22 protein-coding genes and 1 other annotated feature are annotated in these 24,853 nt (G+C 41.3%); of the genes, 20 read left to right on the top strand and 2 right to left on the bottom strand.

What is annotated here, in order from left to right; all coding sequences use genetic code 11:
- Positions 1-9 precede the first annotated feature (9 nt).
- The 20 genes from tehB to ATE34_RS02895 all read left to right on the top strand — a co-directional run bounded on the left by tehB (position 10) and on the right by ATE34_RS02895 (position 21,847).
- On the top strand, positions 10-870 hold the full coding sequence (gene tehB / locus ATE34_RS02800) for an SAM-dependent methyltransferase TehB (RefSeq protein WP_061598525.1): 861 nt from the start codon (positions 10-12) through the stop codon (positions 868-870).
- Positions 871-1,045: 175 nt separating this feature from the next.
- Complete coding sequence (locus ATE34_RS02805; protein ID WP_061598523.1) at positions 1,046-2,194, top strand: PDDEXK family nuclease; 1,149 nt, start codon at positions 1,046-1,048, stop codon at positions 2,192-2,194.
- A 76-nt stretch (positions 2,195-2,270) separates the two neighbouring features.
- The gene (locus ATE34_RS02810; RefSeq protein WP_084911022.1) at positions 2,271-3,227 is read left to right on the top strand and encodes a competence protein CoiA; all 957 of its coding nucleotides are present in this window, start codon (positions 2,271-2,273) and stop codon (positions 3,225-3,227) included.
- A gap of 18 nt (positions 3,228-3,245) precedes the next feature.
- Positions 3,246-5,048 carry an oligoendopeptidase F gene (pepF, locus tag ATE34_RS02815; RefSeq protein ID WP_084911024.1) on the top strand — a complete coding sequence of 601 codons (1,803 nt, stop codon included), beginning with the start codon at positions 3,246-3,248 and terminating at the stop codon, positions 5,046-5,048.
- Position 5,049: 1 nt separating this feature from the next.
- Positions 5,050-5,763, top strand: coding sequence for an O-methyltransferase (locus ATE34_RS02820; protein WP_084911026.1), 714 nt, complete (start codon positions 5,050-5,052; stop codon positions 5,761-5,763).
- Positions 5,764-5,830: 67 nt separating this feature from the next.
- A complete protein-coding gene (prsA, locus tag ATE34_RS02825) occupies positions 5,831-6,772 on the top strand; it encodes a peptidylprolyl isomerase PrsA (protein ID WP_009730060.1) in 942 nt (313 codons plus the stop codon).
- A gap of 186 nt (positions 6,773-6,958) precedes the next feature.
- Positions 6,959-8,182, top strand: a complete 1,224-nt coding sequence (ftsW, locus tag ATE34_RS02830; protein WP_000703349.1) for a cell division peptidoglycan polymerase FtsW — start codon at positions 6,959-6,961, stop codon at positions 8,180-8,182.
- 24 nt (positions 8,183-8,206) lie between these two features.
- Positions 8,207-10,903, top strand: coding sequence for a phosphoenolpyruvate carboxylase (ppc, locus tag ATE34_RS02835; RefSeq protein WP_084911028.1), 2,697 nt, complete (start codon positions 8,207-8,209; stop codon positions 10,901-10,903).
- A gap of 96 nt (positions 10,904-10,999) precedes the next feature.
- Positions 11,000-11,216: a binding site (T-box leader), on the top strand.
- Between the two features lie 117 nt (positions 11,217-11,333).
- On the top strand, positions 11,334-12,329 hold the full coding sequence (gene trpX / locus ATE34_RS02840; protein ID WP_061598511.1) for a tryptophan ABC transporter substrate-binding protein: 996 nt from the start codon (positions 11,334-11,336) through the stop codon (positions 12,327-12,329).
- A 65-nt stretch (positions 12,330-12,394) separates the two neighbouring features.
- Positions 12,395-13,261, top strand: a complete 867-nt coding sequence (locus tag ATE34_RS02845) for an ABC transporter permease (protein ID WP_000637252.1) — start codon at positions 12,395-12,397, stop codon at positions 13,259-13,261.
- Complete coding sequence (locus tag ATE34_RS02850) at positions 13,258-14,016, top strand: ABC transporter ATP-binding protein (protein ID WP_000125426.1); 759 nt, start codon at positions 13,258-13,260, stop codon at positions 14,014-14,016. Before ATE34_RS02845 ends, ATE34_RS02850 begins: the two co-directional genes overlap by 4 nt.
- Positions 14,017-14,211: 195 nt before the next feature.
- Positions 14,212-15,972, top strand: coding sequence for a DNA primase (gene dnaG / locus ATE34_RS02855; protein WP_084911029.1), 1,761 nt, complete (start codon positions 14,212-14,214; stop codon positions 15,970-15,972).
- Between the two features lie 2 nt (positions 15,973-15,974).
- Positions 15,975-17,084: an RNA polymerase sigma factor RpoD gene (gene rpoD / locus ATE34_RS02860; RefSeq protein WP_000201893.1), complete on the top strand. Its 1,110-nt coding sequence runs from the start codon at positions 15,975-15,977 to the stop codon at positions 17,082-17,084.
- 13 nt (positions 17,085-17,097) lie between these two features.
- A complete protein-coding gene (locus tag ATE34_RS02865; RefSeq protein ID WP_061598633.1) occupies positions 17,098-17,427 on the top strand; it encodes a metal-sulfur cluster assembly factor in 330 nt (109 codons plus the stop codon).
- A 112-nt stretch (positions 17,428-17,539) separates the two neighbouring features.
- The gene (locus ATE34_RS02870) at positions 17,540-18,583 is read left to right on the top strand and encodes a glycosyltransferase family 4 protein (protein ID WP_180382661.1); all 1,044 of its coding nucleotides are present in this window, start codon (positions 17,540-17,542) and stop codon (positions 18,581-18,583) included.
- Between the two features lie 8 nt (positions 18,584-18,591).
- Positions 18,592-19,917 carry a glycosyltransferase family 4 protein gene (locus ATE34_RS02875; protein ID WP_084911030.1) on the top strand — a complete coding sequence of 442 codons (1,326 nt, stop codon included), beginning with the start codon at positions 18,592-18,594 and terminating at the stop codon, positions 19,915-19,917.
- A gap of 20 nt (positions 19,918-19,937) precedes the next feature.
- Positions 19,938-20,126, top strand: a complete 189-nt coding sequence (locus tag ATE34_RS02880) for a PspC domain-containing protein (RefSeq protein WP_000735791.1) — start codon at positions 19,938-19,940, stop codon at positions 20,124-20,126.
- Between the two features lie 30 nt (positions 20,127-20,156).
- Entirely contained in the window at positions 20,157-20,291 is a 135-nt protein-coding gene (locus tag ATE34_RS02885; protein ID WP_000863851.1) for a DUF4044 domain-containing protein, read from the top strand.
- Positions 20,292-20,362: 71 nt separating this feature from the next.
- Positions 20,363-21,673: a GTPase ObgE gene (gene obgE / locus ATE34_RS02890; RefSeq protein ID WP_009730069.1), complete on the top strand. Its 1,311-nt coding sequence runs from the start codon at positions 20,363-20,365 to the stop codon at positions 21,671-21,673.
- A gap of 9 nt (positions 21,674-21,682) precedes the next feature.
- Positions 21,683-21,847 carry a hypothetical protein gene (locus tag ATE34_RS02895; RefSeq protein WP_000502578.1) on the top strand — a complete coding sequence of 55 codons (165 nt, stop codon included), beginning with the start codon at positions 21,683-21,685 and terminating at the stop codon, positions 21,845-21,847.
- 35 nt (positions 21,848-21,882) lie between these two features.
- Here the strand turns inward: ATE34_RS02895 and ATE34_RS02900 are convergent, their stop codons facing one another.
- Together ATE34_RS02900 and ATE34_RS02905 are read right to left on the bottom strand one after the other, a co-directional pair.
- Entirely contained in the window at positions 21,883-22,353 is a 471-nt protein-coding gene (locus ATE34_RS02900) for an arginine repressor (RefSeq protein WP_001043015.1), read from the bottom strand.
- 18 nt (positions 22,354-22,371) lie between these two features.
- The gene (locus ATE34_RS02905) at positions 22,372-24,645 is read right to left on the bottom strand and encodes a Xaa-Pro dipeptidyl-peptidase (RefSeq protein WP_061598504.1); all 2,274 of its coding nucleotides are present in this window, start codon (positions 24,643-24,645) and stop codon (positions 22,372-22,374) included.
- Positions 24,646-24,853: the final 208 nt, after the last annotated feature.

Genomic DNA, 24,853 nt, shown 5'->3' on the forward strand with positions numbered 1-24,853 from the left:
GGAAGTAAAATGGAAAAATTAATTGCCTATAAACGCATGCCCTTGTGGAATAAACAAACGATGCCCGAAGCTGTCCAGCAAAAGCACAATACTAAGGTCGGGACTTGGGGCAAGATTACAGTTGTAAAAGGAGCACTCAAGTTTATTGAGTTGACTGAAGATGGTGAGGTTCTAGCTGAGCACCTCTTTGAGGCAGGAGCTGACAACCCTATGGCACAACCGCAAGCCTGGCACCGAGTGGAGGCCGCAACAGACGATGTAGAATGGTACTTGGAATTTTATTGTAAACCTGAGGATTATTTCCCTAAGAAATACAATACAAATCCAGTCCATTCGGAAGTCTTAGAAGCTATGCAAACGGTAAAACCAGGAAAGGCCTTGGATTTAGGTTGTGGTCAAGGCCGTAACTCTCTCTTTCTCGCACAGAATGGTTTTGATGTGACAGCAGTGGATCAAAATGAATTGTCCCTTGAAATCTTGCAAAGCATTGTGGAACAAGAGGATCTAGACATGCCTGTTGGTCTTTACGATATCAATTCAGCCAGTGTTAGCCAAGACTATGATTTCATCGTTTCAACAGTTGTTCTGATGTTCCTACAAGCGGACCGCATTCCAGCTATTATCCAAAATATGCAGGAGCACACCACGGTTGGTGGCTATAACCTTATCGTCTGTGCCATGGATACAGAGGATTATCCTTGCTCAGTCAACTTCCCATTCACTTTTAAAGAAGGGGAGTTGGCGGACTACTACAAAGATTGGGAATTGGTTAAGTACAATGAAAATCCAGGACATCTGCACCGTCGTGATGAAAATGGCAATCGCATTCAACTACGCTTTGCGACCATGTTAGCCAAAAAAGTCAAGTAAATCAAACTTAACCCAGCGAATAGAAATCACTTTGCAAGGTTTCTATTCGTTTTTGTTTGCGTTGGTTGATTGGGACGAGCAGGATTTTATGCTATACTAGAAGTAGGAAATCTGAGCAGTAGAGGTCTATTACTGTCTCTCTGCTTAATCAGTTGTAGATGATGGAGGTGATCCAATGGCGAGTCTTTTGGTGGAGCTGTATGATCGGTATGTATTGGAAAAGAATGTCTACCAAGCCTTTGTCAGTGATTGTGACGAGATTCTTTTTCTATCTTTGACGAAAATAAGGAATGAAGAGAAGCTCTCTCTCCGTCAGTTTATCATGGAAGAGGTACCTCATATTCAACGAGTGACCTTTCGTCAGCTATCTTTAGAACAGCTGTCTGATCAGTTAGACTATTGTCTAGCAGGCTATGACCAGGTTCTTCTTGATGTTTTTGGTGGGGATTCGCTACTAGCCTTATCTCTCTATCAATACGGCTTGGATCGCTATCTTCCCATCGTTGCCATGGATGTCGAGCGAGGAAAACAATACAAGTGGGTAGCCGGTCAGTTAGAAAAAGAAGACTTGGACATTCCAACCCTAAGCATCCAACAGTTGATAGCCTTGCGTGGTGGAAAAATGCTCAAATCCAAACGCCCTATCCACTCAGCTCAGCAAATTGCAGCCATCAAAAAGATAGCCAGCTCAGCTATTGCCAATCCTGCCCACTGGTACCAAGTGACCCAATTTTTCTCTCTAGCTAAGACCAATGACCTTCATGCTGAGACCGAAAAAATACTGGATAACAACGGCAAGTATTATCACTATCCAGAATCCCTGATCCCCTTACTAGTAGAAGCGGGGATGCTTCGTATTGAAGGCGAGGACAAGGAGCGAGTAATCTACAGCTTTCCAAGTCAAGAAGCTCAAATCTTTTGCCGCAACAAGGGGCATATTTTAGAGGTATATCTCTATCTCTTGGCGCTTGAATCTCAGCTGTTTGATGAGTGCATGATAGGCGGTGAGATTGATTGGAATGGCATCTTTCCAGAGGCGGACAATGTTCAAAATGAGATTGATGTCATTCTGAGAAAGGGACGCTCGATTACCTTTATCTCCTGCAAGATGACAGATTTATCAGTTGAAGCCATCAATGAGCTAGAAGTCTACGCCAATCATTTTGCTGGGGAAAGTTGCCTCAAGTTAATTGTCTGTACGGGGAAAATCAATCCTGTTTATGCCAATCGCTGTCAAGAATACGGCGTGCTGGTCATTAGAAGTGAGCAGATTTCCAATCTCATTCCCATGCTAAAAAAATATTCTAAGAGACAAAAAAGATAAGAAATAATATTATGAAAGGCTGGAATTCCAGTCTTTTTTATTTCTTTTTCGAATAAATGAGAAAAGGAGGTAGACCATGTTTGTAGCCAGAGATGCACAGGGGAAATTGGTGAATGCCCTCGAAAAAGACGTGACCAAGCAAGAATATACTTGTCCAGCCTGTGGGGGCAGACTACGATTACGTCAGGGACAGAGTATTCGAACGCACTTTGCCCATGAAAGGTTAAGAGATTGTATTGCCATTTTTGAAAATGAAAGTCCAGAACACTTGGGCAACAAAGAGGCCTTCTATCACTGGGCCAAGAAGGACAATCAGGCCGCCTTAGAATATAGTCTGCCCGAGATTCAGCAGATTGCGGATGTTCTCGTCAATGAGAAATTAGCTCTGGAGGTTCAGTGCAGTCCCTTGTCTCAAAAGCTTTTAGGCTATAGAAGTCAAGGCTACCGTAGTCATGGTTATCAGGTTATCTGGCTACTGGGAGAAAAACTCTGGTTAAAAGAGCGATTAACACAACTGCAAAGGGGATTCCTCTATTTTAGTCAAAATATGGGATTCTATGTTTGGGAACTAGATCTCAAAAAGCAAGTTTTGAGACTCAAATATCTTCTGCATCAGGACCTACGTGGCAAGCTTCATTTTCAGGTCAAGGAATTTCCCTTTGGTCAAGGAAATCTCTTGGAAATTCTACGATTTCCTTATCAAAAACAAAAACTGCCTCGTTTTGCAGTTGTGCAAGATACCACTATCTGTCACTACATTCGCCAGCAGTTGTACTATCAAACGCCTTACTGGATGAAGAAGCAGGAGGAAGCTTATTATCAAGGAGACAATCTATTAAACCATCAACTGGACGACTGGTATCCTCAGGTCAGACCGATAGAGTCAGGTGATTTTTTGCAGATTGAAACGGATTTGACTAGCTATTATAGAAATTTTCAGGCTTACTATCAAAAAAATCCGAAAAATAATCGCCAAAAGCTCTATCCACCAGCCTTTTATCACTTATATTTCTCAAAAAATGTGGTAAAATAGAAAGGATGGAGGAATCTTATGGTATTACAACGACATGAAATAAATGAAAAAGATACATGGGATCTTTCAACAATCTACCCAACAGACCAGGCTTGGGAAGAAGCCTTGAAAGATTTAACTGAAAAAGTACAAACAGCATCTCAGTATGAGGGGCATCTCTTGGATAGTGCAGACAGTTTGCTTGAGATTACAGAATTCTCACTTGACTTGGAACGCCAAGTTGAAAAGCTTTATGTCTATGCGCATATGAAAAATGATCAGGACACGCGTGAAGCCAAGTATCAAGAGTACTATGCTAAGGCAATGACCCTATACAGTCAGTTAGAACAAGCCTTTTCATTCTATGAACCTGAGTTTATGGAGGTTAGCGAAAAGCAGTATGCTGCCTTCCTAGAAGCTCAACCAAAACTCCAAGTTTACAAACACTTTTTTGACAAGCTCTTGCAAAAGAAAGATCATGTTCTTTCACAACGTGAGGAAGAATTGCTTGCTGGAGCAGGAGAAATCTTTGGCGCTGCTAGTGAAACCTTTGCTATTTTGGATAATGCGGATATTAGCTTCCCATATGTGCTTGATGACGAAGGCAAGGAAGTGCAACTCTCACACGGTACTTACATCCGTTTGATGGAGTCTAAAAACCGTGAAGTGCGTCGTGGTGCCTATGAAGCCCTTTATGCGACTTACGAGCAATTCCAACATACTTATGCCAAGACCTTGCAGACAAATGTTAAGGTGCAAAACTACCGTGCCAAAGTTCGCAACTATAAGAGTGCTCGCCATGCAGCCCTCGCAGCAAACTTTGTTCCAGAAAGTGTCTATGACAATTTGGTAGCAGCAGTTCGCAAGCACTTGCCACTCTTGCATCGTTACCTTGAACTTCGTTCTAAAATCTTGGGAATTTCAGATCTCAAGATGTACGATGTCTACACACCGCTATCTTCAGTAGAATACAGCTTTACTTATGAGGAAGCCTTGAAAAAGGCAGAAGAGGCCTTGGCAGTCTTGGGTGACGACTACTTGAGCCGTGTCAAACGGGCTTTCAGTGAGCGTTGGATTGATGTCTATGAAAACCAAGGCAAGCGTTCTGGTGCCTATTCTGGTGGTTCTTATGATACCAATGCCTTCATGCTTCTCAACTGGCAGGACAATCTAGACAATCTCTTTACCCTTGTCCATGAAACAGGTCACAGTATGCACTCTAGCTATACTCGTGAAACTCAGCCTTATGTTTACGGAGATTACTCTATCTTCTTGGCTGAGATTGCCTCAACCACAAACGAAAATATCTTGACAGAGAAATTGTTGGAAGAAGTGGAAGACGATGCAACCCGTTTTGCTATTCTCAATAACTTCCTAGATGGTTTCCGTGGAACAGTCTTCCGTCAAACTCAATTCGCTGAGTTTGAACATGCTATCCATCAAGCAGATCAAAATGGAGAAGTCTTGACAAGTGATTTCCTTAATAAACTCTACGCTGACTTGAACCAAGATTACTATGGACTCAGCAAGGAAGACAATACTCAAATCCAATATGAGTGGGCGCGCATTCCACACTTCTACTATAACTACTATGTTTATCAGTATTCAACAGGTTTTGCAGCTGCTTCAGCCTTGGCTGAGAAGATTGTCCATGGTAGTCAAGAAGATCGTGACCGCTATATCGACTATCTCAAAGCAGGTAAATCTGACTATCCGCTCAATGTTATGAGAAAAGCGGGTGTTGATATGGAAAAAGAAGACTATCTTAACGATGCCTTTGCAGTCTTTGAACGTCGCTTGAACGAGTTTGAAGCTCTTGTTGAAAAATTGGGACTAGCTTAAGATGGTAGAGTCTTATAGTAAAAATGCCAATCACAATATGCGTCGTCCCGTCGTCAAGGAAGAAATCGTTGAACTCATGCGCCAACGTCAAAAGCAGGTGACAGGTTCCTTGAAAGAATTGGAAGTCTTCGCTCGCAAGGAAAATATTCCCATTATTCCCCATGAAACGGTCGCTTACTTTCGATTTCTCATGGAAAGTCTGCAGCCTAAGAATATTTTAGAAATTGGGACAGCTATCGGTTTTTCAGCTCTTTTGATGGCGGAGCATGCGCCAGATGCTAAGATTACAACCATTGACCGCAATCCTGAGATGATAGGCTTTGCCAAGGAAAACTTTGCCCAGTTTGACAGTCGTAAGCAAATCACCCTCTTAGAGGGAGATGCCGTAGATGTTTTGTCTAGCCTGACAGAAACTTATGACTTTGTCTTTATGGATTCGGCTAAGTCCAAGTACATCGTCTTTCTACCTGAAATCCTCAAACGACTTGAAGTTGGTGGAGTGGTTGTCTTGGATGATATTTTTCAAGGAGGAGATGTTGCCAAGGACATCATGGAAGTCCGCCGTGGTCAACGAACCATTTATCGTGGTTTGCAAAGACTTTTCGACGCAACTTTGGACAATCCAGGTCTAACAGCAACTCTAGTTCCTCTTGGTGATGGCATTCTCATGCTACGAAAAAATGTAGCAGATGTACAGCTACCTGATGAAAAATGATTTTCAGAAAAATTTAAGAAATTATAGTAAAATAGATAAAGTAACACTTACCGTAAAAGGAGTAAACATGAAGAAAAAACTTATGGCAGGAGCCATCACACTTTTATCAGTAGCAGCACTTGCAGCTTGTTCAAACAGTTCTGAAGGAAAAGATTTGATCAGCATGAAGGGTGATGTGATTACAGAACATCAATTCTTTGAAGAAGTAAAGAATAATCCAACTGCGCAACAAGTCTTGCTAAATATGACCATCCAAAAAGTATTTGAACAACAATATGGATCAGAGGTAACGGATAAAGATGTGGATGACGCCGTTGCTGAGGAACAAAAGAAATACGGCGATAGCTACAACAGCGTGCTTCAACGTGCAGGTATGACACCTGAGACTCGTAAAGCTCAAATCCGTACTAGCAAATTGGTTGAATTGGCGGTTAAGAAGGCCGCTGAGAGCGAATTGACAGACGAAGCCTACCAAAAGGCTTTCGAAGCGTACACACCAGATGTAACTGCTCAAATCATCCGTATGGACAATGAAGACAAGGCAAAAGAAGTGCTTGAAAAAGCGAAAGCAGAAGGTGCAGATTTTGCTCAGTTGGCGAAAGACAACTCTAACGACGACAAAACAAAAGAAAATGGTGGAGAAATCACTTTTGACTCTGCTTCAACAGAACTTCCAGAACAAGTCAAAAAAGCAGCCTTTGCCTTGGATGTGAACGGTGTTTCTGATGTGATTACGGCTACTGGAACACAAGCCTACAGCAATCAATTCTACATCGTTAAAGTAACGAAGAAGACAGAAAAATCTTCTAACTTAGAGGATTACAAAGAAAAATTGAAGACCATCATTTTGACTCAAAAACAAAATGATTCAGCCTTTGTTCAAGGAGTAATTGGTAAAGAATTACAAGCTGCTAATATCAAAGTCAAAGATCAAGCCTTCCAAAACATCTTCACCCAATACATCGGTGGTGGTGACTCAAGCTCAAGCAGTAGCTCTTCATCTAACTAAGCAATGAAAATACAAATCTCATTTGAGGTTTGTATTTTTTATGCTTGAAGACAAAATAAGTAAAATTCGAAGGATTAAAGGATAATAGTTTTTTTCTTTCTGAAAAAGTGGTATAATAACAATCAAAATTAGAAAATAAAACGGAATTAGGGACAACCACCTCTGTTCCTATTAGAGTGGTGAAATATGAAAATTAGTAAAAGGCACCTACTGAACTATTCCATTTTGATTCCTTATTTTCTTCTGTCGATTTTGGGATTGATTGTAGTTTACTCGACAACGAGTGCAACCCTAATTGAAGAAGGAAAAAGCGCTTTTCAATTGGTACGTAACCAGGGAATTTTCTGGGTAGCTAGTTTGGTTTTGATTGCCTTAATCTATAAATTAAAATTAGGTTTCCTGAGAAATGGACGTCTCATTTTTATCGTGATGATTGTGGAGATGGTTCTTTTAGCCCTAGCGCGTCTGGTCGGAACACCTGTCAATGGAGCATACGGATGGATTTCTGTAGGACCTGTAACGATTCAGCCGGCTGAATACCTTAAGATTATCATCATCTGGTACCTGGCACATCGTTTTTCAAAACAGCAAGATGAGATTGCGGTTTATGATTTCCAGGTGTTGACCCAAAATCAATGGCTACCTCGAGCTTTTAACGACTGGCGTTTTGTTCTGCTGGTTCTGATTGGTAGCTTGGGGATTTTCCCCGACTTGGGAAATGCGACCATCTTGGTCTTGGTGGCGCTTATTATGTACACCGTTAGTGGAATCGCCTATCGTTGGTTCTCGACTATTCTAGCTCTCTTGGCAGGGAGTTCAATTTTAGTATTGTCTGTCATTCGTCTCGTTGGGGTTGAAAAATTTTCTCAGATACCGGTATTTGGTTATGTTGCTAAACGTTTTAGTGCCTTCTTTAATCCCTTTAATGACTTGGCGGGTGCAGGACACCAGCTTGCAAATTCCTACTATGCCATGGTTAATGGAGGCTGGTTCGGACTGGGATTGGGAAATTCTATCGAGAAGCGTGGTTATCTGCCAGAAGCCCATACGGATTTCGTATTTTCGATTGTTATAGAGGAGTTTGGATTCGTGGGAGCGAGTATGATTTTGGCTTTACTCTTCTTCTTGATTTTGCGAATCATCTTGGTTGGTATTCGAGCTAAGGATCCCTTTAACTCCATGGTTGCTATCGGTGTCGGAGGGATGATTCTTGTCCAGATCTTTGTCAATATCGGTGGGATTTCTGGTTTGATTCCTTCTACAGGGGTAACCTTCCCCTTCCTTTCACAAGGTGGGAACAGTCTCCTAGTATTATCCGTAGCCATTGCCCTTGTATTAAATATCGATGCCAGCGAGAAACGTGCTAAACTCATTAGAGAATACGAATCTCAAACTGTTGAGGGTCTGTAAGGATTGTATGGAAAGGAAAAATATATGTCTCTTCAGAAATTAGAAAACTATAGTAATAAAGCCGTCATCCAAGAAGAAGTCTTGATTTTGACAGAGCTACTAGAAGATATTACAAAAAATATGCTAGCGCCAGAGACCTTTGAAAAAATCATGCAGTTGAAGGAATTATCAACAAATGAAAACTATCAAGGGCTCAATGAACTGGTGACTAGCCTTTCCAATGAAGAAATGATTTACATTTCTCGTTATTTCTCTATCCTTCCACTCTTGATTAATATATCTGAGGATGTGGACTTAGCCTATAAAATTAACCACCAGAACAATGTGGACCAAGACTATCTAGGGAAATTGTCTACAACCATAAAGATGGTAGCTGAAAAAGAAAATGCAGCTGAAATTTTAGAAAAGTTAAATGTCGTTCCTGTCTTGACCGCCCATCCAACGCAAGTACAACGCAAGAGTATGCTGGACTTGACCAACCATATCCATACGCTCTTGCGCAAGTACCGTGATGTCAAACTAGGCTTGATTAATAAAGAAAAATGGAACATGGATCTCCGTCGTTACATTGAAATTATCATGCAAACAGACATGATTCGTGAGAAGAAATTGAAGGTAACCAACGAAATCACCAACGTGATGGAGTACTATCAAAGTTCATTCCTGAATGCTGTGCCACGTTTGACGGCTGAATATAAGAAACTAGCTAAAGAACAAGGAATTGAGCTCCAACATCCAAAACCAATTACTATGGGGATGTGGATTGGAGGAGACCGCGATGGAAATCCTTTCGTAACAGCGGAAACCCTCAATAAATCAGCCTTGACTCAGTGCGAAGTCATCATGAACTACTACGATGAAAAGATTTATAATCTTTACCGTGAATTTTCACTGTCAACCAGTATCGTGAATGTCAGTGATAAAGTTCGTGAGATGGCGCTGAAGTCACAAGATAACTCCATTTATCGCGAAAAAGAACTCTATCGTCGTGCTCTTTTTGATATCCAAGCTAAGATGCAGGCAACTAAGGCTTATCTCATTGAAGATAAGGATCTTCAGCCTAGATATGCTACTGCAGATGAATTTTATCAAGACTTGTTGGCCATTCGAGATTCTCTCCTTGAGAACAAAGGAGAATACCTGATTTCAGGAGAATTTGTTGAACTGATGCAAGCCGTTGAAATCTTTGGCTTCTACCTTGCTTCTATCGATATGCGCCAAGACTCTAGTGTCCATGAAGCCTGTGTGGCTGAATTGTTAGCATCTGCTGGCATCAACGACCATTATAGCGATCTCTCTGAAGACGAAAAATGCGCCCTCCTCTTAAAAGAGTTGGAAGAAGATCCTCGTATCCTCTCTGCTACTCATGCTGAAAAGTCAGAACTGCTTGAGAAAGAATTGTCTATCTTCAAAACTGCTCGCAAGTTGAAGGATAAACTGGGGGAAAATGTCATTCGCCAAACCATCATCTCTCATGCGACAAGTGTATCTGATATGCTAGAATTAGCCATCATGCTCAAGGAAGTCGGCTTGGTTGATGCTCAAAAAGCGCGCGTTCAGATTGTTCCCCTCTTTGAAACGATTGAAGACTTGGATCACTCGGAAGAAACCATGAGAAGATATTTCTCTCTTCCATTGGCTAAAAAATGGATTGCTTCAAAAGACAACTACCAAGAAATCATGCTTGGTTACTCTGATAGTAACAAGGATGGTGGTTATCTATCATCATGTTGGACTCTCTATAAAGCACAACAACAACTGACTGCTATCGGGGATGAATTTGGCGTTAAGGTCACCTTCTTCCATGGACGTGGTGGTACTGTTGGTCGAGGTGGTGGTCCAACTTATGAAGCCATTACATCTCAACCGCTCAAGTCTATCAAGGACCGTATCCGTCTGACTGAGCAAGGAGAAGTCATTGGAAACAAATATGGTAACAAAGACGCTGCCTACTATAACCTTGAAATGTTGGTATCCGCGGCCATTAACCGTATGATTACCAAGAAAAAGAGCGATACCAATACCTCAAATCATTATGAGTCTATCATGGATCAAGTAGTGGACCGTAGCTACGATATCTACCGTGATTTGGTCTTTGGAAACGAACATTTCTATGATTATTTCTTCGAGTCAAGCCCAATCAAGGCTATATCAAGCTTCAACATTGGTTCACGTCCTGCAGCTCGTAAGACCATCACTGAAATCGGTGGTTTGCGTGCCATCCCTTGGGTCTTCTCATGGTCACAAAGTCGTGTCATGTTCCCTGGATGGTATGGTGTAGGATCAAGCTTTAAAGAGTTTATTGATCAAGATCCAAAGAATATCGAGTTCCTTCGTGATATGTACCAAAACTGGCCTTTCTTCCAATCTTTGCTTTCCAATGTAGACATGGTCTTATCTAAGTCTAACATGAACATTGCTTTTGAATATGCCAAGCTCTGTGAAGATGAAGAAGTGCAGGCTATCTACTACACTATTTTAGATGAATGGCAATTGACCAAGAACGTTATTCTAGCTATCGAAGGTTATGACGAACTCTTGGCAGAAAATTCCTACCTAAAAGACAGTCTAAACTATCGTATGCCTTACTTTAATATCCTTAACTATATCCAGTTGGAGTTGATTAAACGTCAACGTCGTGGTGAATTGTCGGTAGACGAAGAAAAACTAATCCATACAACTATCAACGGAATTGCAACCGGTTTGCGTAATTCAGGCTAATATTCTACAAACTTCCTCTTTTTTCAAGGGGAAGTTTTTGAATTGTTTGAAAAATTCTAAAAATAGCCTTGACAAGTAATTGAAAAATGATATAATTTAAACATTCAGAAAGTAATCATTGAAGTTTTTAAGAGAGTCTGTGGTTGGTGGAAACAGATAGATGAAAGTGATGAAAATTGGGCTGAATGTTATAAAGAATTTGAAATCATAAAAATTCGGTGAGCACACCTTACAGTGCAACTCGTGAATGCGAGAAAGAGCGATAGGGATAGTCCCTATAATTGAGGTGGCACCGCGCATCGACGTCCTCACACAAGTTTTTTGTGTGAGGACTTTTTCTATTAGGAGGATGATGATGGAATTTAAACGATGGCATCGCTTGATGATGTGATTTAAAAAGTTAAGATAAAAGAATTAAGGAGAAAGAAAAATGAAAAATAAACGTTTGATTGGAATTATCGCTGGATTAGCAGTATTGGTAGTGGCTAGCTTGATTTATTCATCAATGAACAAGCCAGCAGCTAAGGAAGAGCAAAAGGTTGCTAAGGTTGGTGTCCTTCAATTTGTTAGTCACCCATCCTTGGACTTGATTTACCAAGGGATTCAAGATGGACTAGCTGAAGAAGGCTATAAGGACGATCAGGTAAAAATCGACTTTATGAACTCTGAAGGTGATCAGAGCAAGGTTGCAACCATGAGTAAACAATTGGTGGCAAATGGAAATGACCTTGTTGTTGGGATTGCAACACCAGCTGCTCAAGGACTTGCTAGTGCTACAAAAGACCTACCTGTTATCATGGCAGCTATTACAGATCCAATCGGTGCTAACTTGGTCAAAGATTTGAAAAAACCAGGTGGCAACATCACAGGGGTGTCAGATCATAACCCAGCTGAACAGCAAGTGGAATTGATTAAAACTTTGACACCAAATGTCAAAACAATCGGAGCTCTTTACTCAAGCAGTGAAGATAACTCAAAAACACAGGTAGAAGAATTCAAGGCTTATGCTGAAAAAGCAGGTTTGACAGTCGAAACATTTGCCGTTCCATCGACTAACGAAATTGCTTCAACAGTTAATGTTATGACAAGCAAGGTCGATGCGATTTGGGTTCCAATTGACAACACCATCGCATCAGCATTCTCAACAGTTGTTTTAAGCAACCAAACAGCTAAAAAGCCAATCTACCCAAGTGCTACTGCCATGGTAGAAGCAGGTGGATTAGCATCTGTAGTAGTTGACCAACACGATCTTGGAGTGGCTACTGGTAAGATGATTGCCAAAGTTTTGAAAGGTGAAAAACCAGCTGATACGCCAGTTAATGTCTTTTCAACTGGTAAGTCAGTGATTAACAAAAAACTAGCGCAGGAACTTGGTATCACCATTCCTGAGTCCGTTCTAAAAGAAGCAGGACAAGTGATTGAATAAAGATAAAGGAGGAGCTGGACACATCTCCTCCCATTTTTACTAAAGAAAGAGATGAGTGAAAGATTATGATAGTATCCATTATTTCTCAGGGGATGGTCTGGGCGATTTTAGGTTTGGGAATTTTTATGACTTTTCGAATTTTGAATTTCCCTGATATGACTACTGAAGGTTCTTTTCCTCTTGGGGGAGCAGTAGCTGTAACCTTGATAACACAAGGGGTGAATCCATTTTTAGCGACCTTGGCTGCAGTAGGAGCAGGCTGCCTAGCTGGTATGGCAACAGGTCTCTTATACACCAAAGGTAAAATACCAACTCTCTTATCAGGGATTCTGGTCATGACTTCCTGCCATTCCATCATGCTGATGATTATGGGACGTGCCAATCTGGGTCTTCTTGGAACCAAGCAAATTCAGGATGTCTTGCCTTTCGATTCAGATCTCAATCAACTCCTGACTGGTTTTATCTTTGTTGCCCTTGTTATTGGTCTCATGCTCTTTTTCCTTGATACCAAACTAGGTCAGGCCTACATCGCTACTGGTGATAATCCTGATATGGCTCGTAGCTTTGGTATCAATACGGGTCGTATGGAACTCATGGGCTTGGTTCTCTCAAATGGAATCATCGCACTTGCAGGAGCCTTAATTGCTCAACAAGAAGGATACGCGGATGTTTCTCGAGGAATTGGCGTGATTGTCGTAGGGCTTGCTAGCTTGATTATTGGTGAGGTTTTGTTCAAGAGTTTGACCTTGGCAGAGCGACTTATGACTATCGTTGTAGGTTCTATCGCTTATCAGTTCCTCGTATGGGGAGTGATTGCTCTTGGATTTAATACAAGTTATCTGCGTTTGTACAGCGCCTTGATTTTGGCAGTTTGTCTTATGATTCCAACCTTCAAAAGCAAATACCTGAAAGGAGTCAAGTTTAGCAAATGACAGCAATTGTAGAATTAAAAAATGCTACCAAAGTTATTACGAATGGCTTTGACGAGGAAAAAATCATTCTGAATGATGTTTCTCTTGAAATTTTCGAACATGATTTCATTACCATCCTAGGTGGAAATGGAGCAGGGAAGTCAACGCTTTTTAACACTATTGCAGGTACCCTACCTTTAACAAGTGGAAGTATCCGTATCATGGGGGAGGATGTGACGCATTTTTCACCTGAGAAGCGGGCTAAGTACTTGTCTCGTGTCTTTCAGGATCCTAAAATGGGTACGGCTCCTCGTATGACGGTGGCGGAAAATCTCTTGATTGCCAAGTTTCGTGGTGAGAAGAGAGGACTCCTTCCCAGAAGGCTATCAAGTCATCGGGAAGAGTTTCAGACAACCATTGAAAAAGTGGGAAATGGCCTTGAAAAACATCTCGACACTCCGATTGAGTTTCTTTCAGGCGGTCAGCGTCAGGCACTGAGTCTCTTGATGGCAACCTTGAAACGACCAGAGTTACTCTTGTTGGATGAACACACAGCAGCCCTTGACCCAAAGACCAGTGTGGCCTTGATGGAGTTAACAGATGAATTTGTCAGCAAAGACCATCTGACAGCCTTGATGATTACTCACCATATGGAAGACGCCCTCAAGTATGGAAATCGTCTGATTGTCATGAAGGAAGGCCGTATCATCCAAGACCTCAATAAAGAAGAAAAAGCTAAGATGAAAATTTCAGACTACTATCAATTATTTGAATAGATGAGTTAAATTATCATCAAAAATAGTGAAGAAAAACTTAGAATCCTGAAAGTGTTTCTGAGTTTTTTATCTTCCTTTTCTATCCAGAAAAATATGGCAAAGAGAATTCCGGAAAGCGTATGAAATGGTTTACTTTTTTTCAGAAATAAGCTATACTAGTTTACGTGAAACTATGATAAGATGGAGGTATTGTTTATGGTTGACAAGCAAGTCATTGAAGAAATCAAAAACAATGCCAACATTGTGGAAGTCATAGGTGATGTGATTTCTTTACAAAAGGCTGGACGGAACTATTTAGGGCTCTGTCCTTTTCATGGTGAAAAGACCCCCTCTTTCAACGTCGTGGAAGACAAGCAGTTTTATCACTGTTTTGGATGTGGTCGTTCAGGAGATGTCTTTAAGTTCATCGAAGAATACCAAGGCGTGTCCTTCATGGAAGCCGTTCAGCTCTTAGGAGAGCGCGTCGGTATTCAACTGGCTATGCCGGTACAGTCTCGTCCTCAACAAGCTTCCCCTCAACAAGCTCTATATGATATGCATGAAGAAGCTGCCCGTTTTTACCATGCAATCCTCATGACGACCAAGATGGGAGAAGAAGCAAGGGCTTATCTCTACAAACGTGGATTGACGGATGATGTTCTGAAGCATTTCCAGATTGGACTAGCTCCAGCAGAGAGAACCTATCTCTATCAACGTTTGGCTGACAAGTTTGAGGAAAAGGATTTATTGGATTCTGGCCTGTTTTATCTGTCAGATGGCAATCAGTTTTATGATACTTTTTTCGGACGGATCATCTTTCCTTTGACCAATGACAAGGGGCAGGTTATTGCATTTTCAGGTCGCATTTGGCAAGAAACGGATAGTCAGACTGCTAAGTATAAAAATAGTCGTTCGACTGCAATTTTTAACAAGAGTTACGAATTGTATCATTTGGACAAGGCAAAAAAGGGAACAGGTAAGATTACAGAGCTCTATCTGATGGAAGGCTTCATGGATGTGATTGCAGCCTACCGTGCTGGTATAGAAAATGCTGTAGCTTCTATGGGGACAGCCTTAAGTAAGGAGCATGTTGAGCACCTCAAACGCTTCACCAAAAAGATTGTTCTCAGTTATGATGGTGACAAGGCAGGACAGGCAGCGACAGCCAAAGCTCTGGAAGAATTAAAAGATTTCTCAGTGGAGGTTGTCCGAGTACCTGATGCTATGGACCCAGATGAGTATTTGCAAAAGAATTCTCCTGAAGATTTGGCCTACCTCTTAACCAAGACTCGGATTAGTCCTATAGAGTTCTATATACACCAGCTCAAGCCAGAAAATAGTGATAACTTGCAGGCACAAATCGAGTTCATTGAAAAAATAGCTCCCTTGATCGCCAAGGAAAAGTCTATCACTGCCCAGAATTCTTATATTCACATTCTGGCGGATAATCTACCTTCCTTTGATTACCAGCAGGTGGAGCAGATTGTAAATGAAAGTCGGATTGTTCAGAGGCAGGAGAGAGTCAAAGAGGAGCAACCTCCAGCAGCGATTAGTTTACCTGTAACGCGACAATTGACAGCAGTCATGAGAGCAGAGGCTCATCTCCTTTATAGGATGGCTGAAAATCCAGTTGTGTTAAATGACTACAGATTAAGAGAAGATTTTTTCTTTGATACCCCAGAATTTCAGATTCTTTACGAATTATTAAGTGAGCAGGGAGAAATCGGCTCAGAGGAACTTTCTCATCAGACACCTGAAGTTGAAAATGCCTGGTACCACGTGCTTAGCCTGGATTTGCCAGCTGAGATGTCGCCTCAGGAGCTCGCGGAAGTCGAAGAAACTCGAAACCGTGCCCTCCTCAGCAAGGACAACTTACGAATTAAAAAGAAAGTGCAGGAAGCTAGTCATGTAGGAGATACAGACACAGCCTTGGAAGAATTGCAACGATTGATTTCCCAAAAGAGAAGAATGGAGTAATAATGGCAACAAAACAAAAAGAAGTAACCACATTTGATGTGCAAGTAGCAGATTTTATCCGTAACCACAAAAAAACAGGAACAGCAACAGATGATGAAATCAACTCAAGTCTGGTTATTCCTTTTACCCTTGATGCAGACGGTATTGAAGACCTTTTGCAACGGATTCAGGATGCTGGAATTTCTATCACTGATAACGAAGGAAATCCAAGTGCGCGTGTCCTTAGTACAGAAGAAGAGCCAGAGCTCAGTGATGAGGATTTGATTGGTTCTACCTCTGCTAAGGTTAATGACCCTGTCCGTATGTATTTGAAGGAAATTGGGGTTGTTCCTCTTTTGACCAACGAAGAAGAAAAAGAATTGGCTCTAGCAGTTGAAGCAGGTGATATCGAAGCTAAACAACGTCTTGCGGAAGCCAACCTTCGTTTGGTGGTATCCATCGCTAAACGCTATGTAGGACGTGGTATGCAGTTTCTTGACTTGATTCAAGAAGGAAACATGGGCTTGATGAAGGCAGTTGACAAGTTTGACTACTCAAAAGGATTTAAGTTTTCTACTTACGCAACTTGGTGGATTCGTCAGGCGATTACTCGTGCCATCGCTGATCAGGCGCGTACTATTCGTATCCCTGTCCACATGGTAGAAACGATAAATAAGCTTGTCCGTGAACAGCGTAATCTCCTTCAAGAATTGGGGCAAGATCCAACTCCTGAACAAATCGCTGAGCGTATGGATATGACACCTGACAAGGTGCGTGAAATCTTGAAAATCGCTCAAGAACCAGTATCGCTTGAAACACCGATCGGTGAAGAGGACGATAGCCATCTTGGGGACTTTATCGAAGACGAAGTGATTGAAAATCCAGTAGACTACACAACTCGAATCGTTTTGCGTGAGCAGTTGGATGAAGTCTTGGATACTCTCACAGACCGTGAAGAAAACGTCTTGCGCTTGCGCTTCGGGCTAGATGATGGGAAAATGCGTACTCTTGAAGATGTTGGTAAAGTCTTTAACGTAACTCGTGAGCGTATCCGTCAGATCGAGGCCAAGGCTCTGAGAAAATTGCGTCAACCAAGTCGCAGCAAACCGCTTCGTGATTTTATTGAAGATTAGAGTGAGGATGAACATGGCTTATACAGAAGAGCAAATTGAAACGATCAAAACACGTATTTTAAATGCCTTGGAAGAAGTAATTGACCCTGAGTTGGGGATTGATATTGTCAACCTAGGTTTGATTTATGAAATTCGTTTTGATGGTGAAACAGGTCACACTGAAATTGATATGACCTTGACAACTATGGGCTGCCCATTGGCTGACCTTTTGACAGACCAGATACACGATGTGATGACAGATGTGCCTGAGGTAACTAATACCGAGGTCAAATTGGTCTGGTATCCAGCTTGGACGGTTGAAAAAATGAGTCGCTATGCGCGTATCGCCCTAGGAATTAAGTAATCGATTGGAAAATTGCGAGAGACGATTGGAAAAGAGAGGGGCTCCTCCATTTTCCTCTGGTCTCTTCTTTCTTTTACTGATTTTCTTGAAATAAAATGGTATAATGAGTAGTATGGAAAACAAAAAATTGCGTATTAATATGCTAAGTTCAAGTGAAAAAGTGGCTGGTCAAGGAGTGTCAGGAGCCTACCGTGAATTGGTGAGTCTCCTTCATCGTGATGCCAAAGATCAGTTGATTGTTACGGAGAATCTTCCTGTAGAAGCGGATGTAACTCACTTTCATACCATTGATTTCCCCTATTATTTATCTACTTTCCAAAAGAAACGCTCTGGGAGAAAAATTGGCTATGTGCATTTTTTGCCTGATACGCTTGAGGGGAGTTTGAAGATTCCATTTTTCCTAAAAGGAATTGTCAAACGCTATGTTTTTTCCTTTTACAACCGAATGGAACACCTGGTGGTGGTTAATCCCATGTTTATAGAGGATCTAGTTGCTGCGGGTATTCCACGTGAAAAAGTAACCTATATTCCAAACTTTGTAAATAAAGAAAAATGGCATCCATTGCCAGCTGACCAAGTAGCAAAACTTCGTCAGGAAATGGATTTAGCTGAAGAACAGTTTGTTGTTATCGGTGCAGGTCAGGTCCAGAAACGTAAAGGAATTGATGACTTTATTCGTCTTGCGGAGGAATTGCCAGAAATTACCTTTATCTGGGCTGGTGGTTTTTCATTTGGTGGAATAACAGATGGTTATGAACGCTATAAGAAGATTATGGACAATCCACCTAAAAATCTAATTTTCCCAGGTATTGTGTCACCGGAGAGGATGCGGGAACTGTATGCTTTAGCTGATTTGTTCTTACTACCTAGCTATAATGAACTATTCCCTATGACCATCTTAGAGGCAGCTAGTTGCGAGGCTCCTATTATGTTAAGGGATTTGGACCTGTATAAGGTCATTCTTGAGGGAGATTATCGTGCTACAAGTGATGTCTCTGAGATGAGAGAAGCAATCCTAGAATATAAAGAAAATCCTGAAGCATTGAAAGAATTGAAAGAAAAAGCGAAAAGGATATCCAAGCAGTATTCGGAAGAGCGTTTACTGGGAATCTGGTTAAAATTTTATCGGGAACAGGCTGCTCTAGGTAAAAAGTGAGGTAATCTATGCGAATTGGTTTATTTACAGACACCTATTTTCCTCAGGTTTCCGGGGTTGCGACCAGTATTCGAACCTTGAAGACAGAGCTTGAGAAGCAAGGCCATGCGGTTTTTATCTTTACAACAACAGATAAAGATGTGAATCGCTACGAGGATTGGCAAATCATTCGAATTCCGAGTGTCCCTTTCTTTGCATTTAAAGATCGACGATTTGCCTATCGAGGTTTTACAAAGGCACTTGAAATCGCCAAGCAGTATCAGCTAGATATCATTCACACCCAGACAGAATTTTCACTTGGATTATTAGGGATTTGGATTGCACGAGAATTGAGAATTCCTGTTATCCATACTTACCATACCCAGTACGAAGACTATGTGCATTATATTGCTAAGGGGATGTTAATTCGTCCAAGTATGGTAAAATATCTGGTACGTGGTTTCCTTCGTGATGTAGATGGAGTAATCTGTCCTAGCGAGATTGTTCGGGACCTTTTATCTAAATACAAAGTGAAGGTTGAAAAACGTGTCATCCCAACCGGAATTGAGCTAGCTAAGTTTGAACGACCTGAGATCAAACAGGAAAACTTACAAGAACTTCGTTGGAAGTTAGGTATTCAGGAAGACGAGAAAATGCTACTGAGCCTTTCGCGTATTTCTTACGAGAAGAATATCCAAGCAGTTCTAGATGCTTTTGCTGAAGTATTGAAAGAAGAAGATAAAGTAAAGCTGGTCGTTGCTGGAGATGGTCCTTATCTGGACAGTCTGAAAGAGCAAGCAGTGAAATTAAACCTGCAAAAACATGTGATTTTTACAGGGATGATTGCTCCAAGTGAGACAGCTTTATACTATAAGGCTGCAGATTTCTTCATCTCTGCCTCTACTAGTGAAACCCAAGGATTAACTTATCTAGAGAGTTTAGCCAGTGGAACACCCGTCATTGCTCATGGCAATCCTTATCTTGATAACCTGATCAGTGACAAAATGTTTGGAACCCTCTACTATGGAGAACAGGAGTTAGCAGGGGCCATCCTTGAAGCCTTAATCGCTACTCCGGATATATCTGAACAAAAGTTGGCGGATAAGTTGTACGAAATTTCGGCTGAAAACTTTGGAAAACGAGTACATGAGTTTTATCTTGATGCCATTATCTCAAATAACTTTGAACATGAATTACATGATGGGAAACCTGTTAGTCAGCGCTTTTTGAAAACGATTTTATATCTACCCCAACAGGCTGTTACAAGCCCAGTAAAAGAGTCTAAGCGTATTTTGCGGGCTTCTCGGAAGCAATTATCCAGCATCAGAGATTATTGGAAAGATGAATTCAAATAATAGAATAAGAGGAAAATACTATGAAAAAATTAATGCGAAGTGGAAAAAATCAAATAATTGGTGGAGTCTGTGCAGGAGTTGCCCATTATTTTGATATTGACCCAACAATTGTTCGTGTTGTTTGGGGTGTTCTTGCATTTTGTTATGGAGCAGGAATCCTTGCTTACATCATTTTATGGGTGGTTGCACCGGTTTCGACAGACTATTAAACTAGAATTATAAAGTGAAAAGGAGAAGTTATGGCTTTTGGAGATAATGGAAAACGTAAAAAAACATTGTTTGAGAAAGTGACACTTGTTGTCGTACTCATCATGTTGTTTGTAACCCTTGCTGGTATCTTTGCGACAGCGCTTGGAGCGTTTAGCAGATTCTAAGCAAGCTGCGAGGATTGAAACAATAACTAATGACTGGGTTCTCCCCAGCCTTTTTAAAGTGAGAAGAAAATATGAGTATGTTTTTAGATACAGCCAAGATCAAGGTCAAGGCTGGTAATGGTGGCGATGGCATGGTTGCCTTTCGCCGTGAAAAATATGTCCCGAATGGTGGTCCTTGGGGCGGTGATGGTGGACGTGGTGGTAACGTTGTTTTCGTGGTAGACGAAGGCTTGCGTACCTTGATGGATTTCCGCTATAACCGTCATTTCAAGGCTGATTCTGGCGAAAAGGGGATGACCAAAGGAATGCACGGACGTGGTGCAGAAGATCTTCGTGTTCGCGTGCCACAGGGAACTACTGTACGTGACGCAGAAACAGGTAAAGTCATTACAGACTTGATTGCACATGGTCAAGAATTTATCGTGGCTCATGGCGGTCGAGGTGGTCGTGGGAATATCCGTTTTGCAACACCAAAAAATCCTGCGCCTGAAATCTCTGAGAATGGAGAGCCAGGTCAAGAACGTGAGTTGCAACTGGAATTGAAAATCTTAGCAGATGTTGGTCTAGTCGGTTTCCCATCTGTCGGCAAGTCAACTTTGCTCAGTGTCATTACTTCAGCTAAACCCAAAATCGGTGCTTACCACTTTACGACGATTGTCCCTAATTTGGGTATGGTTCGTACACAGTCAGGTGAATCTTTTGCAGTAGCTGACCTTCCAGGTTTGATTGAAGGGGCTAGTCAAGGTGTTGGTCTTGGAACCCAGTTTCTCCGTCATATCGAACGTACACGAGTTATCCTCCATGTCATCGATATGTCAGCTAGCGAAGGACGTGATCCTTACGAGGATTACCTTGCTATCAATAAAGAATTGGAATCCTACAACCTTCGTCTCATGGAACGTCCGCAGATCATCGTAGCCAATAAGATGGATATGCCTGAAAGTCAGGAAAATCTTAAAACTTTCAAGGAAAAGTTAGCAGCAAACTACGACGAGTTTGAGGAACTTCCAGCCATCTTCCCTATTTCTGGATTGACCAAGCAAGGTTTGTCAACTCTTTTGGATGCGACAGCTGAATTGTTAGACAAGACTCCAGAATTTCCAATCTATGATGAGTCTGATATGGAAGAAGAGGCGTACTACGGTTTTCACGAGGAAGAAAAAGCCTTTGAGATTAGTCGTGATGATGATGCGACATGGGTACTTTCTGGTGAAAAACTCATGAAACTCTTTAACATGACCAACTTTGACCGTGACGAATCAGTCATGAAGTTTGCCCGTCAGCTTCGTGGTATGGGGGTTGATGAAGCCCTTCGTGCGCGTGGAGCCAAAGATGGTGATTTGGTTCGCATCGGTAAATTTGAGTTTGAATTTGTAGACTAGGAGATTGATATGGGAGATAAACCGATATCATTCCGAGATGCAGATGGAAATTTTGTTTCTGCAGCAGATGTATGGAATGAAAAGAAACTAGAAGAATTGTTTAATCGTCTCAACCCTAAACGTGCCCTTCGATTAGCACGTACAAAGAAAGAAGAAACACAGTCCAAGAAATAAAAAATTCCCGTGATTTTTTGATCACGGGATTTGTGTTATTCACCAAAGAAAAATGGTGGTGCATATTTTTTAAGACTTTCAAAACAAGCTTGCGCTTTTGTAGCATCCTCACAGATAATCATGCAGACATCATCTCCACAAAGCGTTGCAATGACATCTGGAAAGTCCAAGGAATCAATTACAGATCCAAATGATTGAGCTAAACCGGGTAAGGTTTTCAAAATAACTTGGTGTTGGACAGGACGCAACATAACAAGAGCATCTTCCATATAATTTTCAAGACGTTTTTCCCACTTGGAGATAGAGCCTGTATTTAACACGTAGTAAGAATGATCTTCTTCTCGTACTTTTGAAAGGTTCATGGTTTTGATATCGCGTGATAAGGTAGCCTGTGTAACTTGGATATCGTTTTCGGCTAACAAGGCTTGCAATTCCGCTTGGGTATGGATTTTATTTTTTGAAACGAGGGCACGAATAAGTTGGTGTCTGTGTTCAGATTTGTTCATAAGTGTTAATAGCTCCTTTTATGAGGGAATAGTGATAGTAGATTGTGCTAAATCAACAGTCAAGTGATAGTCTGTATTATCTCGAATTGTAATCTCAAAGTCTGTTGTGTAGAGCACTAAGCGGAGAATGTCTCCTTCCTTAAGTTTGTAAATAGTTGGTTGAAGCTCTAGCTTGAAGTCCATCCATTCATTTGGTTGGATTTCTTCGATTGTCAAGAGATCATCTCGGTTTTGAAGATTGAGGTAGCCTTTAGTGATGACACGTTGAGCACTTGGATTGAATGGCAGTTCACAGAGATTTTCTAACATGTGGTAACGACCATTATCAATTGTTCGGACTGATTGAACCGCTGGATAGGGTTGAAGGTACTTCTGTTGTCCTAGTTGGAGGACTTGAGCAGACAATAAGCCCTTGTTTGTACTTGATTTGACACGAAGTTTCAGCTCCACTCGACCATTTAAGTGAATGTCTTGACTTACTGGGAGGTCAATGGTGATCTGATTAGCTTTTCCTTGGTAAAGTTCAGTGTTGAAGGTCTGGTAAGTCTTTCCATAACGTTCAAAATCTTTTTGATCATACTGGTTTTGAATTACTTTTTCTTCAGTTCCAAGTGGGAAAGTATGCAGTTTATTCTGTTTGCCAAAGTCGTCAAGGCTCTGCCATGTTTGCGGTTCAGTATTGTCCTGCCAGATGATAGTAGGGAGTTGATAGCTTGAGTCAAGTCCTAACAATTTCTTACTTAACAAGGCATTCATGGATTCGCGGAAGTCAATTGACTGCCAATTGTTCATATAGACATGGGCACCATGATGGAAAAAGAGGTGCTTATTGATATGAGTTGGAAGAGCATGAAACATCTGGTAAACATGAAGAGGTTTGACGTTCCAATCTTGAGAACCATGCGTAAAGACGACCTCAGCTTGAACCTTATGAGCATTGAGCAGATAGTTGCGGTTATGCCAAAACTGATTGTAGTCACCAGTCTTGCGATCGAGTTTCTCTTTTACCTTCTCTAAGTCTGCCTGATGAGCTCCATTACCACGAATATAATCACCTGCTAGGAGATTACGGGAGTAGGTCAATTCAGCAAGTGAGTCAAAATCCTCACCTGGATAACCACCTGGGCTAGTCACCAAACCATTTTCCCGATAGTAGTTGTACCATGAGGAAATACCTGCTTCTGCGATGATCACTTCTAAGCCATCAACACCAGTGGTCGCAAGTCCATTGGACATGGTCCCTAGATAGGAAATTCCTGTCGTTGCGACTTTACCGTTTGACCAGTCAGCCTTGACTTGACGTTTGCGTGTGTGATCCGTGAAAGCACGGCAACGACCATTAAGCCAGTCAATCACGTTTTTATATGCTTCAATTTGATGGTAGTCTCCATTAGTCATGAGACCTTGGGAATCCCTGGTACCAACACCCGATACATAGAGATTGGCAAATCCTCGTGGGAGGAAGTAGTCATTGAGGGTGTATGAGCTATTGATATGAGCTAACTTTTCTTCAGCTTCAGAGACGAGTTCAGCTTGGCCGAGAGGCTCGACTAAATTCAGCTTAGGCTCCTCAAGCTCAATGGTGTGGGCAGGTTTGACCTCAAGTTCTCCTTCCATTTTGTAGAGAGCTTTATCGCTAGCTTTGACATTGGTCCCTTGGTGATAAGGGCTGGCAGTCATAACTGAAGGAATCTGTCCATCATAACGCGGGCGAATAATGCTGACCTTGACTAAGTCAGAGAGACCGTCTTTATCAGTATCCACACGACTTTCGACATAGACGACTTCACGAATGACATCATGAGTAGAGAAGGTTGCCAAGCTCTTACCGTTAAAGTAGTGGTAGTGATTGTCTTCTAAAATGAGTCTGTCACTAACAAGTTGGTCGATGAGCGTATTTCCTTTTTTAGTTCGTGTATTGAGCAATTGATAAAGATTTTCGATGAGATCTCCATAAACAATAGGAAATCCAGTTTCTTTACGGAATTGTTCGGCATCCTCAAAGTCAACAAGATAGTTAAACCCTAAAAGTTGAAAAACTACCGTGTAGAAAACATCAGCAGTTAAATTACGCTCTGATTGGAAAAAAGTTAATAGATCTGTTTCGTTATCCGCGGCCAAAGTGGATAAGGCATAATCCGTGTTAGAATAAGTGAAAAAACTCCAACGGATGAAGTCTTCAAATTGCTTTTTTAAGGGCAGTTGAGGTGACAATTCCAGACCAAGACTTACTAGTTCATCTAATTGTTGAGAACTAGTGGTCGGAAGATAGCTAAATTGATTAAAACGCATGGTTCTCTCCTTTGAAAACAGACTGAATTTATTATATCAAAAAATAAGGAAAAATGGAATAAATAAACTTTAATGCAAGAAATTTCGTGAAGCGGAATACCTATTTAGTAAGTTATTATAAAATGATGAATAAATACTATAATAAAAAGCCCTTTCTTAGAATTTTTTATATGTGAAATTGCATATAGAGTCTGACTTTATTATACTT

Source organism: Streptococcus oralis subsp. tigurinus, assembly GCF_002093545.1.
GTDB lineage: Bacteria > Bacillota > Bacilli > Lactobacillales > Streptococcaceae > Streptococcus > Streptococcus oralis_C.

Bases quoted from the DNA above. Each gene is read 5' to 3' on its own strand.
- tehB (WP_061598525.1), top strand. From the start codon at position 10: ATGGAAAAATTAATTGCCTATAAACGCATGCCCTTGTGGAATAAACAA.
- ATE34_RS02805 (WP_061598523.1), top strand. From the start codon at position 1,046: ATGGCGAGTCTTTTGGTGGAGCTGTATGATCGGTATGTATTGGAAAAG.
- ATE34_RS02810 (WP_084911022.1), top strand. From the start codon at position 2,271: ATGTTTGTAGCCAGAGATGCACAGGGGAAATTGGTGAATGCCCTCGAA.
- pepF (WP_084911024.1), top strand. From the start codon at position 3,246: ATGGTATTACAACGACATGAAATAAATGAAAAAGATACATGGGATCTT.
- ATE34_RS02820 (WP_084911026.1), top strand. From the start codon at position 5,050: ATGGTAGAGTCTTATAGTAAAAATGCCAATCACAATATGCGTCGTCCC.
- prsA (WP_009730060.1), top strand. From the start codon at position 5,831: ATGAAGAAAAAACTTATGGCAGGAGCCATCACACTTTTATCAGTAGCA.
- ftsW (WP_000703349.1), top strand. From the start codon at position 6,959: ATGAAAATTAGTAAAAGGCACCTACTGAACTATTCCATTTTGATTCCT.
- ppc (WP_084911028.1), top strand. From the start codon at position 8,207: ATGTCTCTTCAGAAATTAGAAAACTATAGTAATAAAGCCGTCATCCAA.
- trpX (WP_061598511.1), top strand. From the start codon at position 11,334: ATGAAAAATAAACGTTTGATTGGAATTATCGCTGGATTAGCAGTATTG.
- ATE34_RS02845 (WP_000637252.1), top strand. From the start codon at position 12,395: ATGATAGTATCCATTATTTCTCAGGGGATGGTCTGGGCGATTTTAGGT.
- ATE34_RS02850 (WP_000125426.1), top strand. From the start codon at position 13,258: ATGACAGCAATTGTAGAATTAAAAAATGCTACCAAAGTTATTACGAAT.
- dnaG (WP_084911029.1), top strand. From the start codon at position 14,212: ATGGTTGACAAGCAAGTCATTGAAGAAATCAAAAACAATGCCAACATT.
- rpoD (WP_000201893.1), top strand. From the start codon at position 15,975: ATGGCAACAAAACAAAAAGAAGTAACCACATTTGATGTGCAAGTAGCA.
- ATE34_RS02865 (WP_061598633.1), top strand. From the start codon at position 17,098: ATGGCTTATACAGAAGAGCAAATTGAAACGATCAAAACACGTATTTTA.
- ATE34_RS02870 (WP_180382661.1), top strand. From the start codon at position 17,540: ATGGAAAACAAAAAATTGCGTATTAATATGCTAAGTTCAAGTGAAAAA.
- ATE34_RS02875 (WP_084911030.1), top strand. From the start codon at position 18,592: ATGCGAATTGGTTTATTTACAGACACCTATTTTCCTCAGGTTTCCGGG.
- ATE34_RS02880 (WP_000735791.1), top strand. From the start codon at position 19,938: ATGAAAAAATTAATGCGAAGTGGAAAAAATCAAATAATTGGTGGAGTC.
- ATE34_RS02885 (WP_000863851.1), top strand. From the start codon at position 20,157: ATGGCTTTTGGAGATAATGGAAAACGTAAAAAAACATTGTTTGAGAAA.
- obgE (WP_009730069.1), top strand. From the start codon at position 20,363: ATGAGTATGTTTTTAGATACAGCCAAGATCAAGGTCAAGGCTGGTAAT.
- ATE34_RS02895 (WP_000502578.1), top strand. From the start codon at position 21,683: ATGGGAGATAAACCGATATCATTCCGAGATGCAGATGGAAATTTTGTT.
- ATE34_RS02900 (WP_001043015.1), bottom strand. From the start codon at position 22,353: ATGAACAAATCTGAACACAGACACCAACTTATTCGTGCCCTCGTTTCA.
- ATE34_RS02905 (WP_061598504.1), bottom strand. From the start codon at position 24,645: ATGCGTTTTAATCAATTTAGCTATCTTCCGACCACTAGTTCTCAACAA.